This is a genomic window from Candidatus Competibacter phosphatis, from assembly GCF_012939995.1.
Taxonomy (GTDB): Bacteria; Pseudomonadota; Gammaproteobacteria; order Competibacterales; family Competibacteraceae; genus Competibacter; species Competibacter phosphatis.
Genome location: NZ_SPMZ01000026.1, coordinates 40,932 through 56,549, shown reverse-complemented (window position 1 = coordinate 56,549; position 15,618 = coordinate 40,932). Strand labels below are relative to the sequence as shown.

Annotated in this window: 16 protein-coding genes; 9 read left to right on the top strand and 7 right to left on the bottom strand. The window is 62.7% G+C overall.

What is annotated here, in order from left to right; translation table 11 throughout:
- Positions 1–7 precede the first annotated feature (7 nt).
- The 6 genes from E4P82_RS09765 (at position 8) to E4P82_RS09740 (ending at position 4,208) form a co-directional block, all read left to right on the top strand.
- On the top strand, positions 8–529 hold the full coding sequence (locus E4P82_RS09765; protein ID WP_169248704.1) for a 4'-phosphopantetheinyl transferase family protein: 522 nt from the start codon (positions 8–10) through the stop codon (positions 527–529).
- Positions 438–797, top strand: coding sequence for a 4'-phosphopantetheinyl transferase family protein (locus tag E4P82_RS09760; protein WP_246327483.1), 360 nt, complete (start codon positions 438–440; stop codon positions 795–797). The genes E4P82_RS09765 and E4P82_RS09760 overlap by 92 nt, the downstream gene beginning before the upstream one ends.
- 42 nt (positions 798–839) lie before the next feature.
- Positions 840–2,303, top strand: a complete 1,464-nt coding sequence (locus tag E4P82_RS09755; protein WP_169248702.1) for a nucleotidyltransferase family protein — start codon at positions 840–842, stop codon at positions 2,301–2,303.
- 30 nt (positions 2,304–2,333) lie between these two features.
- Positions 2,334–2,993, top strand: a complete 660-nt coding sequence (locus E4P82_RS09750; RefSeq protein WP_169248701.1) for a thiopurine S-methyltransferase — start codon at positions 2,334–2,336, stop codon at positions 2,991–2,993.
- A gap of 21 nt (positions 2,994–3,014) precedes the next feature.
- Positions 3,015–3,335, top strand: coding sequence for an MFS transporter (locus E4P82_RS09745; protein WP_169248700.1), 321 nt, complete (start codon positions 3,015–3,017; stop codon positions 3,333–3,335).
- A gap of 138 nt (positions 3,336–3,473) precedes the next feature.
- Entirely contained in the window at positions 3,474–4,208 is a 735-nt protein-coding gene (locus E4P82_RS09740; protein ID WP_169248699.1) for an MFS transporter, read from the top strand.
- A 46-nt stretch (positions 4,209–4,254) separates the two neighbouring features.
- Here E4P82_RS09740 and E4P82_RS09735 read toward each other — a convergent pair whose 3' ends face one another.
- Positions 4,255–4,707: a YaiI/YqxD family protein gene (locus E4P82_RS09735; RefSeq protein ID WP_169248698.1), complete on the bottom strand. Its 453-nt coding sequence runs from the start codon at positions 4,705–4,707 to the stop codon at positions 4,255–4,257.
- 34 nt (positions 4,708–4,741) lie between these two features.
- Positions 4,742–5,980 carry a Bcr/CflA family efflux MFS transporter gene (locus E4P82_RS09730; protein WP_169248697.1) on the bottom strand — a complete coding sequence of 413 codons (1,239 nt, stop codon included), beginning with the start codon at positions 5,978–5,980 and terminating at the stop codon, positions 4,742–4,744.
- A gap of 43 nt (positions 5,981–6,023) precedes the next feature.
- Here E4P82_RS09730 and E4P82_RS09725 point away from each other — a divergent pair, with 43 nt between their 5' ends.
- Positions 6,024–6,686, top strand: coding sequence for a response regulator (locus E4P82_RS09725; RefSeq protein WP_169248696.1), 663 nt, complete (start codon positions 6,024–6,026; stop codon positions 6,684–6,686).
- Between the two features lie 6 nt (positions 6,687–6,692).
- Here E4P82_RS09725 and yjgA read toward each other — a convergent pair whose 3' ends face one another.
- The 5 genes from yjgA to aceE all read right to left on the bottom strand — a co-directional run bounded on the left by yjgA (position 6,693) and on the right by aceE (position 13,808).
- Positions 6,693–7,010 (bottom strand): ribosome biogenesis factor YjgA, encoded by a 318-nt coding sequence (yjgA, locus tag E4P82_RS09720; RefSeq protein ID WP_169248695.1) that lies wholly within the window; start codon positions 7,008–7,010, stop codon positions 6,693–6,695.
- Between the two features lie 59 nt (positions 7,011–7,069).
- The gene (locus E4P82_RS09715; protein WP_169248694.1) at positions 7,070–7,654 is read right to left on the bottom strand and encodes a papain-like cysteine protease family protein; all 585 of its coding nucleotides are present in this window, start codon (positions 7,652–7,654) and stop codon (positions 7,070–7,072) included.
- A 75-nt stretch (positions 7,655–7,729) separates the two neighbouring features.
- Positions 7,730–9,508, bottom strand: a complete 1,779-nt coding sequence (gene lpdA, locus E4P82_RS09710; protein WP_169248693.1) for a dihydrolipoyl dehydrogenase — start codon at positions 9,506–9,508, stop codon at positions 7,730–7,732.
- 16 nt (positions 9,509–9,524) lie between these two features.
- Positions 9,525–11,141 carry a dihydrolipoyllysine-residue acetyltransferase gene (aceF, locus tag E4P82_RS09705; protein ID WP_169248692.1) on the bottom strand — a complete coding sequence of 539 codons (1,617 nt, stop codon included), beginning with the start codon at positions 11,139–11,141 and terminating at the stop codon, positions 9,525–9,527.
- Positions 11,142–11,153: 12 nt separating this feature from the next.
- Positions 11,154–13,808: a pyruvate dehydrogenase (acetyl-transferring), homodimeric type gene (gene aceE / locus E4P82_RS09700; protein WP_169248732.1), complete on the bottom strand. Its 2,655-nt coding sequence runs from the start codon at positions 13,806–13,808 to the stop codon at positions 11,154–11,156.
- A 246-nt stretch (positions 13,809–14,054) separates the two neighbouring features.
- Here aceE and E4P82_RS09695 point away from each other — a divergent pair, with 246 nt between their 5' ends.
- Entirely contained in the window at positions 14,055–14,912 is an 858-nt protein-coding gene (locus E4P82_RS09695; RefSeq protein WP_169248691.1) for a transglutaminase family protein, read from the top strand.
- A gap of 243 nt (positions 14,913–15,155) precedes the next feature.
- Positions 15,156–15,362, top strand: a complete 207-nt coding sequence (locus E4P82_RS09690; RefSeq protein ID WP_169248690.1) for a cold-shock protein — start codon at positions 15,156–15,158, stop codon at positions 15,360–15,362.
- Positions 15,363–15,618 lie beyond the last annotated feature (256 nt).

The window sequence follows — 15,618 nt, the reverse complement described above, 5'->3', positions numbered from 1 at the left end:
TGCGCCGATGAACGATAGGACGATTGCGTCAATTTGGTCGGAGGCGCCCGTCGATGGCTGGAAACCGGCGCTGACCGCCGACGGCATCCATCTGTGGTTGGCGGATCTGGATCAGCCGCCGAAGTCCTTGGCGCAACTGACAGCGACGCTGACGGCGGACGAGCGGGAGCGGGCGGCGCGGTTTCACTTTCCCGCACACCGCGATCGTTTTGTCGTCGGGCGCGGCCTGCTGCGGGAATTGTTGGGCGCGTACCTGAATCGGCCCGCAAAGGCGCTGTGTTTCGCTTGTGGGCCGCGCGGCAAGCCGCTGTTGGCGGGTGAGGATGCCGACGCGGGTCTGCGTTTCAACCTGTCGCACAGCGGCGAGCGAGCGTTGTATGCGATAGCCCGTCGCGAGGTTGGCGTGGATTTGGAGTGCCTGAATCGGGTGGTGAACGATGCGTCGGTGGCCGAGCGCGTGTGCACGCCGCGTGAGTGGGCGGCGTTTCAGGTGCTGCCGGCGGAACGATTCCGGGAAGCCTTTTTTTAGCTGCTGGACCCGTAAGGAAGCGATCGCCAAGGCACTGGGCGACGGTTTGGCCAGCGGTTTGCGAAGCCTGGAGGTTTGTTTCCCGGACGATCGGTTGCCGGATGGTCGGGTCGGTTTGCGGGAGGCCTCGGGCCGGGAATGGAGCGTGTTGAACCTCCCGCTGGATGCCGGTTGGCGAGGCGCCTTGGCGGCGGAAGGCCAGGATTGGCGCTGGCAAGGTTGGTGCTGGACCCGACTTTCCTCCTTCTCGTTGCCCTTTTCCTCTTGAGACCGTGCCGGTCATGCTACTGAAGCGAGGGGTCTACTGACCATGCAGGCGCTGATTTTCGCCGACCGGCTGGGCCGGGAACTGGAGCCGCTGACCGACCGGACTTGCGCCGCGCTGTTGCCGGTGCTGGGCAAATCGGTGCTGGAGCACACCCTGGAAGCGCTGGGTGCCGCCGGCCTGAGCGAGGCGGTGGTGGCGGTTTCGCCCTTCGCCGACGAACTCCGGTTGGCGCTAGGCGACGGTGGCCGTTGGGAGATGCGGTTGCATTATGTCCTTACTTGCGGCGAGGAAGACCCGGATGCCGTGGTGGAAAATTGCCAATCCCAACTGGCCGACGAGTTGCTCGCCTTGCGAGGCGATGTGCTGCACGGCGCGGCGCTGAATGAGTTTCTGCGCTTGGCGGCCGAGGTGAGCGGTCCAGTGGTATACGGCCGAGCGGCGAATGCGCCGGTGAGCCTGTGCCTGCACCGTGCCGGCGGCCGGGGCGGGTTGGAGCCGTTGCGCTGGTCCGCCGAACCGGTTGAGATGCCGCCCACCTGGCCGGTGGTGGAAGTGCCCGGTGCCGCCCTGAATCGACTGGAATCGCCGAGTGCTTACCATCGAGCTAATCTCGACGCCGCCGCCGGCCGTTTTCCGGGCCTGATCGTGCCGGGCCAGCAGGTGGCGCCGAGGCTGACCGTGGGACCGCGTTCCAGGGTGTCACCGCGCGGCCCGGAGCAGGGGGTCGTTTTCGTCGGCGAGAACTGCCGGGTTGAAGCCAGCGCCGAGTTTTACGGCGAGGTGGTGATCGCCAACCGAGTGACCGTGGATCGTCATGCCATCCTGCGCGACAGTGTGGTGTTGTCGGATGCCTACATCGGTGAGCGGTTGGAAGTGCGGAACGCCATTATCCAAGGCAATCGACTGATTCAGGTCGATACCGGGGCGGTGCGGTCGATGATCGAGACTTTCACGCCGACCAGCCAGCACGAAACGGTGCTGGGCGACGTGCTGGCCGCGCCGTTCGATCGCTTATGGGGGTTACTGCTGTTGCTATTGTCGCTGCCGTTGTGGCCGTTGGCGCTGGTCGCCGCGCTGGTCGAGAATTTCGACGATCCCTTGCGCGAGACCCGGCTGCGCGGCAATCGCCTGGAATTCGATGAATTTGGCGTTCGGCGGCGGCGGGCGTTCGTCACCATGCAGTGGATGACCTCGATTCCGTTGCTGCGTCACCTGCCGCGCTTGTTGGCGGTGGTGAGCGGCGATCTGCGACTGGTGGGCGCGGAGCCGCTGACCCCGGAGCAGGCTACCGACAGCCAGCGGGAGGAGTGGGAGCGGCTCGCCGATCGGGCGCCGGCCGGGTTGATCGGTCCCACGCAATTGATCTTGCCGGCCGGCGCGCCCCGCGAGACACGGCTAATGAGCGACGTTTTCTACGCCTGCCAGCGTGGCGCCGGCAAGAACCTGCGTTATCTGTTGCAGGGCGCTGGCGCGCTGTTCACGCCCCGCGCTTGGTGGCCGGGCTGACTCTTTTTCACCCAACCTGGATGCACGACCATGGAACCGAGTTTTTGGCACGAACGCTGGGAGCGAAGCGAGATCGGTTTTCACCAACAGGACATCAACGTTCATCTCCAGCAATTTTGGACCCAGCTCGACCTGCGTCCCGGTCAGCGAGTGTTCGCCCCGCTGTGCGGCAAGAGCCGCGATCTGCTGTGGCTGGCCGGCGAAGGCCATCCGGTGACCGGCGTGGAAATCAGCCGGCTCGCGGTCGAAGCGTTTTTCACCGAGAACGGGCTGAGGCCGCGCCGCTGGCGAGAAGGAGCGTTCGAGATCTGGGAAGTCGATGAGATCCGTATTCTGCTCGGCGATTTTTTCGACCTGGAACCCCAGCATCTAGCCGATGCCGCCGGGATTTACGACCGGGCTTCGCTGATCGCGTTGCCGCCGCCGATGCGCGCGCGCTACGCCCGCCATCTCGATGCGATCCTGCCGGTAGGGACGCGGGTGCTGCTGGTGACCCTGGAGTACGATCAGAGTGTATTGGCGGGACCGCCGTTCGCGGTCGGCGAGGCGGAGGTGCGGGCGCTGTACCAGGCCACCCATGAAGTGGAATTGCTCTACACCCGCGATGCGCTGGCCGAGGAGTCACGCTGGCGGGAGCGTGGTTTGACTTGGTTGCTGGAGCGGGTGTATCGGCTGTCCCCGCATCGATAGACCGCGCCCGGAACCCAGGTCATGAACGGAGCGACGGCGATGGGGTTCTCCCAAGCCGTGGCGGCGCGGATTTTCCTGCCGTTCGCCGCCGGTTATTTCCTGTCCTATCTGTATCGCACCATCAATGCGGTGCTGTCGCCTTATCTGGTGGCCGAGTTGCGGCTGGACGCCACCGATCTCGGTTTGCTGACCAGTGTCTATTTCCTGACCTTCGCCGCGTTTCAACTGCCGCTGGGCATGCTGTTGGACCGATTCGGGCCACGCCGGGTGGAGGCGACGCTGCTGTTGTTCGCGGCGGCGGCGCCGGCTTGTTCGCGGTCAGCGACAGCGCGCTGGAGTTGATCGTGGGGCGAGGTTTGATCGGCTTGGGTGTATCGGCTTGCTTGATGGCTAGCTTCAAAGCCTTCGTGCTGTGGTTTCCGGCCGCGCGATTGCCGGCGCTCAACGGCTGGGTGCTGGCGGCCGGCGGCTTGGGGGGCGTTGGTCGCCACCGCGCCGGTGGAAGCCGCGCTGAGGGTGATCGACTGGCGCGGCTTGTTCGTCGTGCTGGCGGGTTTGAGTTGCCTGGTCGCGGCTGCCCTGTTGCTGGCGGTACCGGAGCGGGATGGCGACGAGACGGCAGTCGGCGATTGGCGAGCGCAATGGCGGGAGATAGCGGGTCTATTCCGCAGTCCGGTGTTCTGGCGAATCGCACCGGGCGCGGTGTTGTCGCAATCCTCGTTTCTGTCGATTCAAGGTTTGTGGGCCGGTCCGTGGCTGCGCGACGTGTCCGGTCTGGACAAGCTGGCGGCGGCAAATTGTCTGTTTTGGGTGGCGGTGGCGATGGTGGCGGGCTTTCTGGGCATGGGGCAACTGGCTTATCGCTTGACTCGCCACGGTATCCCGCCACTGGCGGTGTCGGCCAGTGGGATGGTGCTGTTCATGGGGGTGCAATTGGCGATTCTGCTCGACTGGGGACCACTGTTGCCATTGTGGATAGCGTTCGGGTTCTTCGGCACCAGCGGAGTGTTGAGCTATGCGGTGTTGTCGCAGTCCTTTCCCCTGACGTTGTCGGGACGAGTCAACACGGCGCTGAATCTGCTGGTATTCGTGGCGGCCTTCACCGGGCAGTGGGGCATGGGCGCGATGATCAATCACTGGCCGCTGGCGGGCGGCGGCTACGCCGATATCGGGTATCGCTGGGCCTCGGGTTGGTGCTGGCGGGGCAGTCGATGACCTGGATTTGGCTGGTGTTGGGGAAGGGGTGGATGCGGAAGACCCGCTAGCGAGCCCGGTGGCGTGCCAGCCAGCGATCCAGGCCGTTGGCGAACGCCTGCTTGTCGCGGTCGTTGTAAGGCGGCGGGCCGCCGGTCAGGGTGCCCGCCGAGCGCAATTCTTCCTTGAGGTTGCGCAAGGCCAGCCGCTCCCGCACGTTGTCCTGGGTGTACAGCTCGCCGCGTGGGTTGAGCGCGGGTACGCCCCGTTCCACCAGTCGTGCCGCCAGCGGGATATCGGCGGTGATGACCAGATCGCTGGCGGTGGCCTGTCGCACGATGTAGTCATCGGCCTCGTCAAAGCCTTGGCTGACCTGCACCGCCGTGATCAAAGGCGAGGGCGGCGTTTGCAGCCGTTGGTTGGCGACCAGCGTGACCGCTACGCTGACCCGTTGCGAGGCGCGGAATACGATGATTTTCACCGGAGCCGGGCAGGCGTCCGCATCGATCCAGATTTTCAAGGGCAACCTCCGTGAAGGGTCCGCGAGGCTTTGGTCATTCGGGCATTCCCTCCCCGACCAGCAGCCGATGCGCGCCGTAGGCCAGTACGCCGCAGCCGGCGATCACCGCCGCCATCGAGAGTGCCGAGCCGCCGCCCAGCAATCCGACCAGCATGCTGGAAACCGTGGCCACGCCGAATTGCAGCGAGCCGATCAGGGCCGAGGCGCTGCCGGCGCGAATGCCCTGATGCGCCAGTGCGCAGGCCATGGCGTTGGGTCCGGTGAAGCCGAGACTGGCGATGTAGCCGAACAGCGGGATCAGCAGTATCGGCAGGCCACCCCAGCCGCTGGCCGCGACCGCCAGCAGCACCAGTCCCAGCAGCACGGTCACGCGGTTGGCGCGACGCAGGATCGCATCGGCGGTGTGGTGCGTCAGCAGCCGGCGGTTGTACTGCGAGCTGGCGATCAGCCCCAGCGCGTTGAGTCCGAACAGCCAGCCGTAGTATTGCGCCGGCACGCCGTACAGTTCGATGAAGACATGCGGCGAACCGGTGATGTAGGCGAACATGCCGCCCAGCGCGAATCCGCCGCTCAGGGCGTACCCGATGAAATTCCGGTCGCGCAACAAGTCGCCGTAGACGCGCAGGGCCGCGCCGACTCCGCCGTCACCGATCGCGTTCGCTGGACGAGTTTCCGGCAGGTGGCGCCAACTGAGCAGCAGGGTGGCGAATCCGAACAGGGCCAGTACTCCGAAAATCGCGCGCCAGCTCGCCAGCGCCAGAATCCAGCCACCCATGATGGGGGCCAGAATCGGCGCCAATCCCATCACCAGCATCAGTAGTGAATAAATCTTGGCCGAGGTCCGCGCATCGAAGCGGTCGCGCACCACGGCCCGCGCGATCACCACGCCGGCGCAACCCCCTATCGCCTGCACGAACCGCAGCACGGTCAAGGTGGCAATGTCGGGTGCCAGCGCGCAGCCGATCGAGGCCACGATGTAGAGCGCCAATCCGGCATATAGCGGCGGCTTGCGGCCGTAACGGTCGGCGAGCGGACCATAGACGGCCTGACCCAGCGCCAATCCGATAAAGAAACTGGCCAGGGTGTATTGGGCGGCGGCGGAATCGGTGGCGAACGCGGCGGCAATGGCCGGCAGGCTGGGCAGATACATGTCGATCGACATCGGCGCGAAAGCGGTCAGCGCGCCAAGCAGCAGCAGCCAGGACAAGGGTGGGTTGGTCAGGATCGATTCTCCAGTCGGATGGAAGCGGAAGCCGGGCAATTGTAAGCTCATTGCCTGGGTTGTACTGACAATCGAGTGGAGCGGAGCGTTCGGGATGCGCGTATTGCTGGTGGAGGATGACGAGATGATCGGTGACAGCCTGCGCAAGGGGTTGCGCGGCGAAGGATTTACCGTGGACTGGGCACGGGACGGGCGCGACGCGGAACTGGCGCTGGAGACCACCGAATATGCGTTGGTGCTGTTGGATTTGGGTCTGCCGAGAAAGGACGGGCTGGCGGTGCTACGCGACTGGCGCCAGCGCGGCAATGCCGTGCCGGTGTTGGTGCTCACCGCCCGCGATGCGGTGCCGGACCGGGTCAAGGGCCTGGACAGCGGCGCCGACGATTATTTGGTGAAGCCGTTCGATCTGACTGAACTACTGGCGCGGATGCGGGCCTTGTTGCGCCGCCAGACCGGGCGGGCGCGCGATCTGATCGAGGTGGGAACGCTGCGGCTCGATCCGGTCGCGCATAGAGTTGAGTATCGCGGGCAGCCGGTACCCCTGTCGGCGCGGGAATTCACGTTGCTGCACGCGTTGTTGGAAACGCCGGGCGCGGTGTTGTCCCGCGAACAGTTGGAGGATCGGCTGTACGGTTGGGGCGAGGAAGTGGAAAGCAATGCCGTCGAGGTCCACATCCACAATCTGCGCCGCAAGCTCGATCCACGGGTCATTCGTACCGTGCGCGGAGTCGGTTACCGGCTGGGAGATGCCGCTTGAATGGGTTCAACTCAGATGGCGCGGCGCCACCAGGGTGGCCAGGGCGGCGCGGATCGGCTCCGGGTCGTCGAGCCGGCGCATCAGTTTGCCGATGAGTTGCAGTTGCCGCTTGCGTGCCCCCCGCTGCGGAATGGCCTGCGCCGTTCGTACCGCGGCCAACAAATCTTCCGGCAGCGGCACCCGCCGCAACTGCGTCGGGGTGAGCTTCACCAGGTGTTCGCCCAGATCCTGCAAGGCGGTGGCCTCCCGCTTGCGTTGGCTTTTGCTGGGCGGCCGGGGCGCTTCCGGGTCATACGATTCTTCATCGAAGTCGTGGTCGTGCATGATGGGAGCCTCTACTTTGTCCTTGGTTGGGCCATCACCATCCGACGATGCGTCGGCATTCAGCTTTTCTTCCACACTTGCCAAGCGCCGATGATGCCTTTGTATGCATAAGAACCAGGCAACCAGGAATAACAAGATCGCGTTTCGATGCTCGCTTGTTTGGCGCCTTTCCAATTCGGGTCGATGTACGTGACTTTCGACCGATCCTTGAGCGTGCCGACCTCGTCCCAGTCCAGGTCATTGTCGATTTCGACCCCGGTCACCACGACGACATGGAAAAAGTTATCCCAGTTGCCGGCCACCCAGATGGGGCTGGGGTACGACAAGAATCGCTTTAAGTCTTGAGTTGTCCACGGCTGGCCCACACCGTTGGCTTCCAAACCCAGCGCGTGGGCAGCCTTGCGAAAATCCTTGCCCTTGAGCCCGGTCGATACTGCATCGTTCCAATCGATTTTCGCGGCTTCGAGTTTTTCCTTGATCGGGGCGGGCGGAAATTCCCCTTTGTAATCGCCGATCTTGCCGGTGCCGTAGCCTTTCCATTGCAGCATCATTTGATAGCAGGAGAACCAGCAGGTCTGGCTGGTCTCCTGGGGAATCGCCGTCATTTGCTTCATGTCGATTTTCACGACTTCGAGTGCGGCCATGCAAGTGGGTCCTGATCGAGTGAATTCAAGAAACGGGTCCACCCGTCATTGAGAACGGGTGGACCCGCGAGATGCTTACTTTTTCTTTCTCATCGGCGGCAGGTCGGTGCAAACGCCCTCGAACACCTCCGCCGCCATGCCGACCGACTCACCCAAAGTCGGGTGCGGGTGGATGGTCAGGCCGATGTCCGCCGGATCGCAGCCCATTTCGATGGCCAGCGCCACCTCGCTGATCATATCCCCGGCATGGGTGCCGACGATGCCGCCACCGACGATGCGATGGCTATCCTCGTCGAAGATCAGTTTGGTGAAGCCCTCGTCGCGACCATTGGCGATGGCGCGGCCGGAAGCGGCCCAGGGGAACTTACCCACGCCGACCTTGATGCCCTGGGCCTTGGCTTCCGCTTCGGTCAAACCTACCCAGGCTACTTCTGGATCGGTGTAGGCCACGCCGGGAATCACCTTGGCGTCAAAGAAGCTCTTTTGCCCGGTGGCGGCTTCGGCGGCGACATGGGCTTCATGCACGGCCTTGTGCGCCAGCATCGGTTGGCCGACCAGATCGCCGATGGCGAAGATATGCGGCACGTTGGTGCGCATCTGCTTGTCCACCGGGATGAAACCCCGATCGCTGACCACAATGCCTGCTTTCTCCGCGCCGATTTTCTTGCCATTGGGCGAGCGACCCGCCGATTGCAGGATCATGTCGTACAGTTGCGGTTCGGCCGGGGCGTTGTCGCCCTCGAAGGTCACCAGCAAACCTTCCGGCTTGGCTTCGACCGCGACCGTCTTGGTCTTGAGCATGATCTTGTCGAAGCGCTTGGCGTTCATCTTCTCCCAGACCTTGAACAGATCTCGATCGGGACCCTGCATGATCGCATCGAGCATTTCCACGATTTCGATGCGCGCGCCCAGCGTCGAATAGACCGTGGCCATCTCCAAGCCGATGATGCCGCCGCCGATGACCAACAACCGCTTCGGGATGAAGCGCAGTTCCAGCGCGCCGGTGGAATCGACGATGCGCGGGTCGTCCGGGATGAAGGGCAGATGCACCGCCTGACTGCCGGCGGCGATGATGCACTTCTCGAAGCGGACGATTTTTTTCTCGCCGCTCTTGTCCTGGCCGTCGCCGGCGGTGAGTTCAACTTCCAGATGATGGGGATCGAGAAAACTCCCGTAGCCGCGCACGGTTTCCACCTTGCGCGCCTTGGCCATGCCCGCCAATCCGCCGGTCAGCTTGCCCACCACCTTGCCTTTGTGAGCGCGCAGCTTGTCCAGATCCACGGTGGGTGTGCCGAAGGTCACGCCCAGGTCGGCGAAGTGCGTGACCTCGTCCATGACCGCCGCCACATGCAGCAGGGCTTTGGAGGGAATGCAGCCGACGTTGAGGCAAACGCCGCCCAGGGTCGGGTAGCGTTCCACCAGCACGGTCTTCATGCCCAGATCGGCGGACCGGAACGCAGCCGAGTAACCCCCCGGCCCGGCGCCGAGCACCAGCATTTCGCAGTCGAGATCGGCCTTGCCGGCAAACGCACCCGCAACCGGCGCGGGCGCGGGTGGCGGAGGGGACGCGGGTTCGGCGGGCTTGGCCGGTGGGGCGGCGGCGGTGGCCGAGTCGGCGCTCGCTTCCAGCATCAGAATGACATCGCCTTCGGAGACCTTGTCGCCGATCTTGACCTTGAGTTCCTTGACCGTCCCGGCCTGGGGCGCGGGTACTTCCATCGAGGCCTTGTCGCTTTCCAGTACGATCAGCGGATCTTCCGGGGCAAGGACATCGCCTGGCTTGACCAGCACCTCGATGATATCCACGCCTTTGAAGTCGCCGATGTCGGGGACTTTGACTTCCACGAGACTCATGAGCAGCGGCCTCCGGTTAGAGCAGCACGCGGCGGAAATCCGCCAGCAGTTGCGCGAGGTAGACATTGAAGCGGGTCGCCAGCGCGCCGTCGATCACCCGATGGTCGGCACTCAGCGATAGCGGCAGGATCAGGCGCGGCCCGAACTGTTTGCCGTCCCACACCGGTTTCATGATCGATTTGCTGACGCCCAGAATCGCCACTTCCGGGGCGTTGACGATCGGCGAAAAGGCCGTGCCGCCGATGCCGCCCACCGAGGAAATGGTGAAGCAGGCGCCTTGCATGTCGGCTGGTCCCAACTTGCCGTCGCGCGCCTTCTTGGCGAGTTCGCCGGTTTCCGCGGCGATGTCGAAGATGCCTTTCCGGTCGGCGTCCTTGATCACCGGCACCACCAGTCCGTTGGGGGTGTCGGCGGCGAAGGCGATGTGGAAATACTGTTTGTAGATCAGGTTGTCGCCGTCCAGCGAGGTGTTGAACTCCGGGAATTTTTGCAGCGCCCGGACGCAGGCCTTGATCAGGAAGGCCAGCATGGTCAGCTTGGCGCCGCCGGCTTTCTCGTTCTCCTTGTTGATCTGGAGGCGGAAGGCTTCCAGGTCGGTGATGTCGGCGTCTTCGTGATAGGTGACCGCCGGGATCATTACCCAGTTGCGTGCCAGGTTGGCGCCGGAGATTTTCTTGATTCGCGGCAGCGGCTTGGCTTCCACCGGACCGAACTTGGCGAAATCCACGCTCGGCCAGGGCAGCAAATCCAGGACGCCACCGCCAGTCACGCCGCCCGCCGGGGCCGCCGCTGGGGTCGCGCCCGTCATCACCCCCTTGACGAAGGCTTGCACGTCCTCCTTGAGAATCCGTCCCTTGGGACCGGAACCCTTGGCCAAGCGGGTCAGATCGACACCCAGTTCCCGGGCAAAACGCCGTATCGAGGGGCTGGCGTGAACCTTGGCGAAGCTGGCCGCCGGCGCTGTATCGGCCGACGGCGGCTTCGAGACCGGCGGCGGTTTCGGTGCGCCTTCCGGCTTCGGGGCGCGCGGCCCGAGCGTGATCGCGCTGAGCGTGTCCGGCAATTGCGGCTTGGCGGCGGTGTCGGCTCCGCTCGTGCTCAACATCAGGATCAGATCGCCCTGCGAGACCTGGTCGCCGACCTTGACCTCGATGCCTTGCACCGTGCCGGCATGGGGCGAGGGTACTTCCATGCTGGCTTTGTCGCTTTCCAGGGTGATCAGCGGCGTGTCGATTTCGACATGATCCCCAGGTGCGACCAGCACCTCGATGATCGGGATATTCTTGAAATCGCCGATGTCCGGCACTCGCACCTCGCGCGCTTCGCCGGGACTGCTGGCGGAGGCTGCTTCACCGGCATCGGCGGCGGGACGCTCGGGCGCGGACACGCTCTCGGCGACATCCAGATACAGAATCAGGTCGCCCTGCGAGACCTTGCCGCCAGCCTTGACCTTGACTTCCCGAACCACGCCGGCCAATGGGGAAGGCACCTCCATGGACGCCTTGTCGGTTTCCAGGATGATCAGCGGTGTTTCCACATCGACGCTGTCGCCAGCGGCAACCAGCACGTCGATGACGTCCACGCCCTTGAAGTCGCCGATATCCGGCACATGAATTTCTTTAATGATGCTCACCGGGATTCTCCCTTATACCGTCAGCGGGTTCGGCTTTTCGGGGTTGATGGCGTACTTGGCGATGGCTTCGGCGACCTTGGCGACGGGAATTTTCCCCTCGTCGGCCAGTGCCTTGAGCGCGGTCACCGTGACGTAGTACTGATCCACCTCGAAATGTTGGCGCAGCTTGGCACGAGTGTCGCTGCGTCCGTAGCCATCCGTACCGAGCACCAGATAATGGCGTGGTATGAAGGGACGTAATTGTTCGGCGTATAACTTCATGTAATCGGTGGCGGCCACCACGGGTCCCGGATGGTCGGCCAGGCAGGTTTCGACGTAGCTCTGGCGCGGCGGTTCGGTGGGATGTAGCAGGTTCCAGCGCGCGGTATCCTGCCCTTCGCGGGTCAAGCCATTGATGCCCGGCGTCGCCCAGATGTCGGCCACCACGCCCCAATCCTCGCGTAGCCGGTCGGCGGCGGCGATCACCTCGCGGAGAATGGACCCGCAACCCATGAGCTGCACCCGAGGGCCGTCGCCCTCGCCCTGACGGAACAGGTACATGCCCTTGAGGATGCCTTCCGCTGAGCCTTCCGGCATGGCCGGATGATGGTAGTTTTCGTTCAGAGTGGTGACGTAGTAGAAGACGTTTTCCTGCTCCTGGAGCATCCGCCGCAGCCCGTCCTGGACGATCACCGCCAATTCGTAGGAGAAGGTCGGGTCGTAGGACACGCAATTGGGAATGAACTGCGCGAAAATCTGGCTGTGGCCGTCCTGATGTTGCAGCCCCTCGCCGGCCAGGGTGGTGCGCCCGGAGGTGCCGCCGATCAGGAAGCCCCGTGCCTGCAAATCGCCGGCCGCCCAGGCCAGGTCGCCGATGCGCTGGAAGCCGAACATCGAGTAGTAGATGTAGAACGGCATCATGTTGACGCCGTGATTGCTATAAGCCGTCCCGGCGGCAATCCACGAGGACATGGCGCCCGCTTCGTTGATGCCTTCCTGCAAGATCTGCCCCTTCTTGTCCTCCTTGTAGAACATGAGCTGGTCGGCATCCTGCGGTTCGTAGAGCTGCCCTCGGGGCGAATAGATGCCGATCTGACGGAACATGCCTTCCATGCCGAAGGTGCGGGCCTCGTCGGCGACGATGGGCACGACCGAGCGGCCGATGGTCTTGTCGCGCGCCAGTTGCGTGAGGACGCGCACGAAAGCCATGGTGGTGGACATGTCGCGCTCGCCGGTGTCCTGCAACAGGGCGTCGAAGGTGGCCAGTGGCGGCACCATGAGCGGTTCGGCGGTACGGCGGCGCTGCGGCAGATAACCGCCCAACGCGGCGCGGCGTTCCTTCAGATACTTGATTTCCGGGCTATCGTCGGCCGGTTTGTAGAACGGCGCGGCTTGGAGCTGGTCGTCGGAAATGGGGATGTGGAAGCGATCGCGGAAGTCGCGTAGCGCCTGTTCACCCATCTTCTTCTGCGAGTGGGTGATGTTCTTGCCCTCACCGGCCACGCCCATGCCGTAGCCCTTGACGGTCTTGGCCAGAATCACGGTCGGCTGGCCGGTATGTTTGGTCGCGGCGGCGTAGGCCGCATAAATCTTGTGCGGGTCGTGGCCACCGCGATTCAGCCGCCAGATGTCCTCGTCGGACAGGTGGCTGACCATCTGCTTCAGTTCTTCGTACTTGCCGAAGAAATGCTCGCGGGTGTACGCGCCGCCCTTGGCCTTGAAGTTCTGATACTCGCCGTCCACGCACTCCTCCATGAGTTTCAGCAACAGGCCCTTCTTGTCGGCGGCGAACAGCGGATCCCAATATGAGCCCCACAGTACCTTAATGACGTTCCAACCCGCCCCTCGGAAATCGCCTTCCAGTTCCTGGATGATCTTGCCGTTGCCGCGCACCGGACCGTCGAGCCGTTGCAGGTTGCAGTTGATGACGAAGATCAGATTGTCCAGATTCTCGCGGGCGGCCAGGGCGATGGCGCCCAGGGACTCCGGTTCGTCCATCTCGCCGTCGCCGCAGAAGCACCAGACTTTGCGGCCTTCGGTATTGACGATGCCGCGATTGTGCAGGTACTTCATGAACCGCGCCTGGTAGATGGCCTGGATCGGGCCGAGACCCATCGACACGGTGGGGAACTGCCAGAAATCCGGCATCAGCCAGGGGTGCGGGTAGGAACTGAGGCCGTTGCCATCCACCTCCTGCCGGAAGTTGTCGAGTTGCTGCTCGTTCAACCGTCCTTCCAGATAGGCGCGGGCGTAAATACCGGGGGCGGAGTGGCCCTGGATGAACACCAGATCCCCGCCGTGCGCGTCGCCGGGGGCGTGCCAGAAGTGGTTGAAGCCGACATCATAGAGGGTGGCGCTGGAGGCGAAGCTGGCGATGTGCCCGCCCAGTTCGGAGGTGATGCGGTTAGCCTTGATCACCATGGCCAGCGCGTTCCAGCGGATCAGCGAACGGATGCGCCATTCCATGCCGGGGTCGCCGGGGGTGTACTCCTCCTGGTCGACCGGGATGGTGTTGAAGTAGGGGGTGTTGGCGCTGTAGGGCATGTGGACGCCGGTGGCGCGGGCCTTGTTTTGCAGTTCGCCCAGGAGAAAATGGGCGCGTTGCAGCCCTTCCGCTTCCAGTACCGCTTCGAGGGCATCAAGCCACTCCTGCGTTTCCTGGGGGTCCAGGTCGCTGTAATTCTGGATCGTCATAACGAGGTCCTTTGGTGATTGGTTGTGGTTATACGTCCGTGTCGTGGAGAACAAACGCCGGTGGGGCAGGCGTCGAAAGGCGGCGTTGTCTGTCCATTCGCCTACCATCGACAAGCAGTAAAACTATAGACCGGCTGTCGGCAATTGCATCCGATATCGGCATGGAACGTGGTGGCGGTCGCGGGCGGCCAGGAGTTGGTGTTAAGCTGAATTCCAAGCTGAATCGGTAGGGTATAAAACATGCAACGTTTGAGGATCAGGCATCTCACCGTTTATCAATTTTCCGGCATGGTGACGTTGCTGCCGCATCGGCTGTTACTTCGTCCGCGCGAGGGGCATGACGTGCGCATCGAGGCTTCGAAACTCGACATCTCGCCTGCTCATCGCATCAAGTGGCATCGCGATGTGTTCGACAACTCGGTGGCCGTGGCCAACTTTACGGAGACCGCGCAACGATTGACCATCGGCAGCGAGGTGATCATCCGGCATTATGAAGTGGCGCCGCTCGATTTCATCGTCGAGGACTACGCGGTCCATTATCCGTTTGAATACCTCCAGGAAGAAAGGGTCGATCTTGCGCCCTTTCAGCAACCGGTTTATCTCGATCAGCAGCCGGTGGTGCGCGATTGGTTCAATAGCCTGAATCTGCTGCGCGACAAAGTGGAAACCTACGTGTTGCTGGATCGACTGAACCGTATCATTGCCAAGGAATTCCGGTATGTCATTCGCGAGGAGCCCGGCGTGCAGCCACCTGAAGTGACCTTGGCCATCCGCAGTGGTTCCTGTCGCGATTACGCAACCTTGTTCATCGAAACCTGCCGGTTTCTCGGCCTGGCGAGCCGGTTCGTCAGCGGTTATTCGCATGTTCCCGAGCTTGGGCCGGGCGGTGCGACGACTCACGCCTGGGCGGAAGTCTATCTGCCCGGTCCGGGCTGGAAAGGTTTCGATCCGACCGCCGGCGAGCTGACTGGCAGTCGGCATATCCCGGTCGCGGTGGCTCGTCATCCGGAAGTGGTGCCGCCGGTTGCCGGTAGTTTCGTCGGACCCAAGGGCCAAATCCCGATGCTGACGGTCGATGTCCAGGTAACGGCGCTTTGAGGAAATATTGATCTGTTATTTATACGAATTTTTTTTATTTTTCAATGAATTTTTCAATAGACGCTTGTTTTATCTGGTCCTGTGCCCTATAGTGATTGGCGCAAGATTTTTTAGTAGATTATCTGTCCATTCGCTGCAAACCCTTCTTGTCTGGTATTCGGCTCGTCAGTTCCTCTATTTTAACTCTTGTGCCCATGAGCGGCTGCTCAATTTTTTTCAATCTTTTTTCGAGATCTTAAAGACATGGCAAGTGGTACTGTTAAATGGTTTAACGAAGCAAAGGGCTTTGGTTTCATCTCCCCGGACGACGGTGGTGAGGATTTATTCGCGCATTTCTCGGCCATTCAGGGGCAAGGGTTCAAAACCCTTAGGGAAGCCCAGAAGGTTTCATTCGATGTGACCACTGGCCCCAAAGGTAAACAAGCAGCCAATATCCGCTCCATGGACTAAGCGTTCAGGATTGAGATTGATGAAAATAGCCCGGCTTCGCCGGGCTATTTTGTTTGGTCCTCGATCTCCGCCTTCCTGAGGCTGAATGACAGGCGCTTCATCGCTTGCGCGGGTCACTTCGGGCAGGGTTGGCGATTCTCTTGGTCACGAAGCGTTTCAGCTTCGACCAACGGTTTGGGCAGGATTTGCCCATCGATCGAAACCTTCCATGTCATTCCTCGCCATTCCTCCGACCTGCGTGGAATAAGCCGGTTGG

What these genes read in the sequence shown, in the direction of transcription:
- E4P82_RS09765 (WP_169248704.1), top strand. Translation starts at nt 8, where the DNA reads ATGAACGATAGGACGATTGCGTCAATTTGGTCGGAGGCGCCCGTCGAT.
- E4P82_RS09760 (WP_246327483.1), top strand. Translation starts at nt 438, where the DNA reads ATGCGTCGGTGGCCGAGCGCGTGTGCACGCCGCGTGAGTGGGCGGCGT.
- E4P82_RS09755 (WP_169248702.1), top strand. Translation starts at nt 840, where the DNA reads ATGCAGGCGCTGATTTTCGCCGACCGGCTGGGCCGGGAACTGGAGCCG.
- E4P82_RS09750 (WP_169248701.1), top strand. Translation starts at nt 2,334, where the DNA reads ATGGAACCGAGTTTTTGGCACGAACGCTGGGAGCGAAGCGAGATCGGT.
- E4P82_RS09745 (WP_169248700.1), top strand. Translation starts at nt 3,015, where the DNA reads ATGAACGGAGCGACGGCGATGGGGTTCTCCCAAGCCGTGGCGGCGCGG.
- E4P82_RS09730 (WP_169248697.1), bottom strand. Translation starts at nt 5,980, where the DNA reads ATGAGCTTACAATTGCCCGGCTTCCGCTTCCATCCGACTGGAGAATCG.
- E4P82_RS09725 (WP_169248696.1), top strand. Translation starts at nt 6,024, where the DNA reads ATGCGCGTATTGCTGGTGGAGGATGACGAGATGATCGGTGACAGCCTG.
- yjgA (WP_169248695.1), bottom strand. Translation starts at nt 7,010, where the DNA reads ATGCACGACCACGACTTCGATGAAGAATCGTATGACCCGGAAGCGCCC.
- E4P82_RS09715 (WP_169248694.1), bottom strand. Translation starts at nt 7,654, where the DNA reads ATGGCCGCACTCGAAGTCGTGAAAATCGACATGAAGCAAATGACGGCG.
- lpdA (WP_169248693.1), bottom strand. Translation starts at nt 9,508, where the DNA reads ATGAGTCTCGTGGAAGTCAAAGTCCCCGACATCGGCGACTTCAAAGGC.
- E4P82_RS09695 (WP_169248691.1), top strand. Translation starts at nt 14,055, where the DNA reads ATGCAACGTTTGAGGATCAGGCATCTCACCGTTTATCAATTTTCCGGC.
- E4P82_RS09690 (WP_169248690.1), top strand. Translation starts at nt 15,156, where the DNA reads ATGGCAAGTGGTACTGTTAAATGGTTTAACGAAGCAAAGGGCTTTGGT.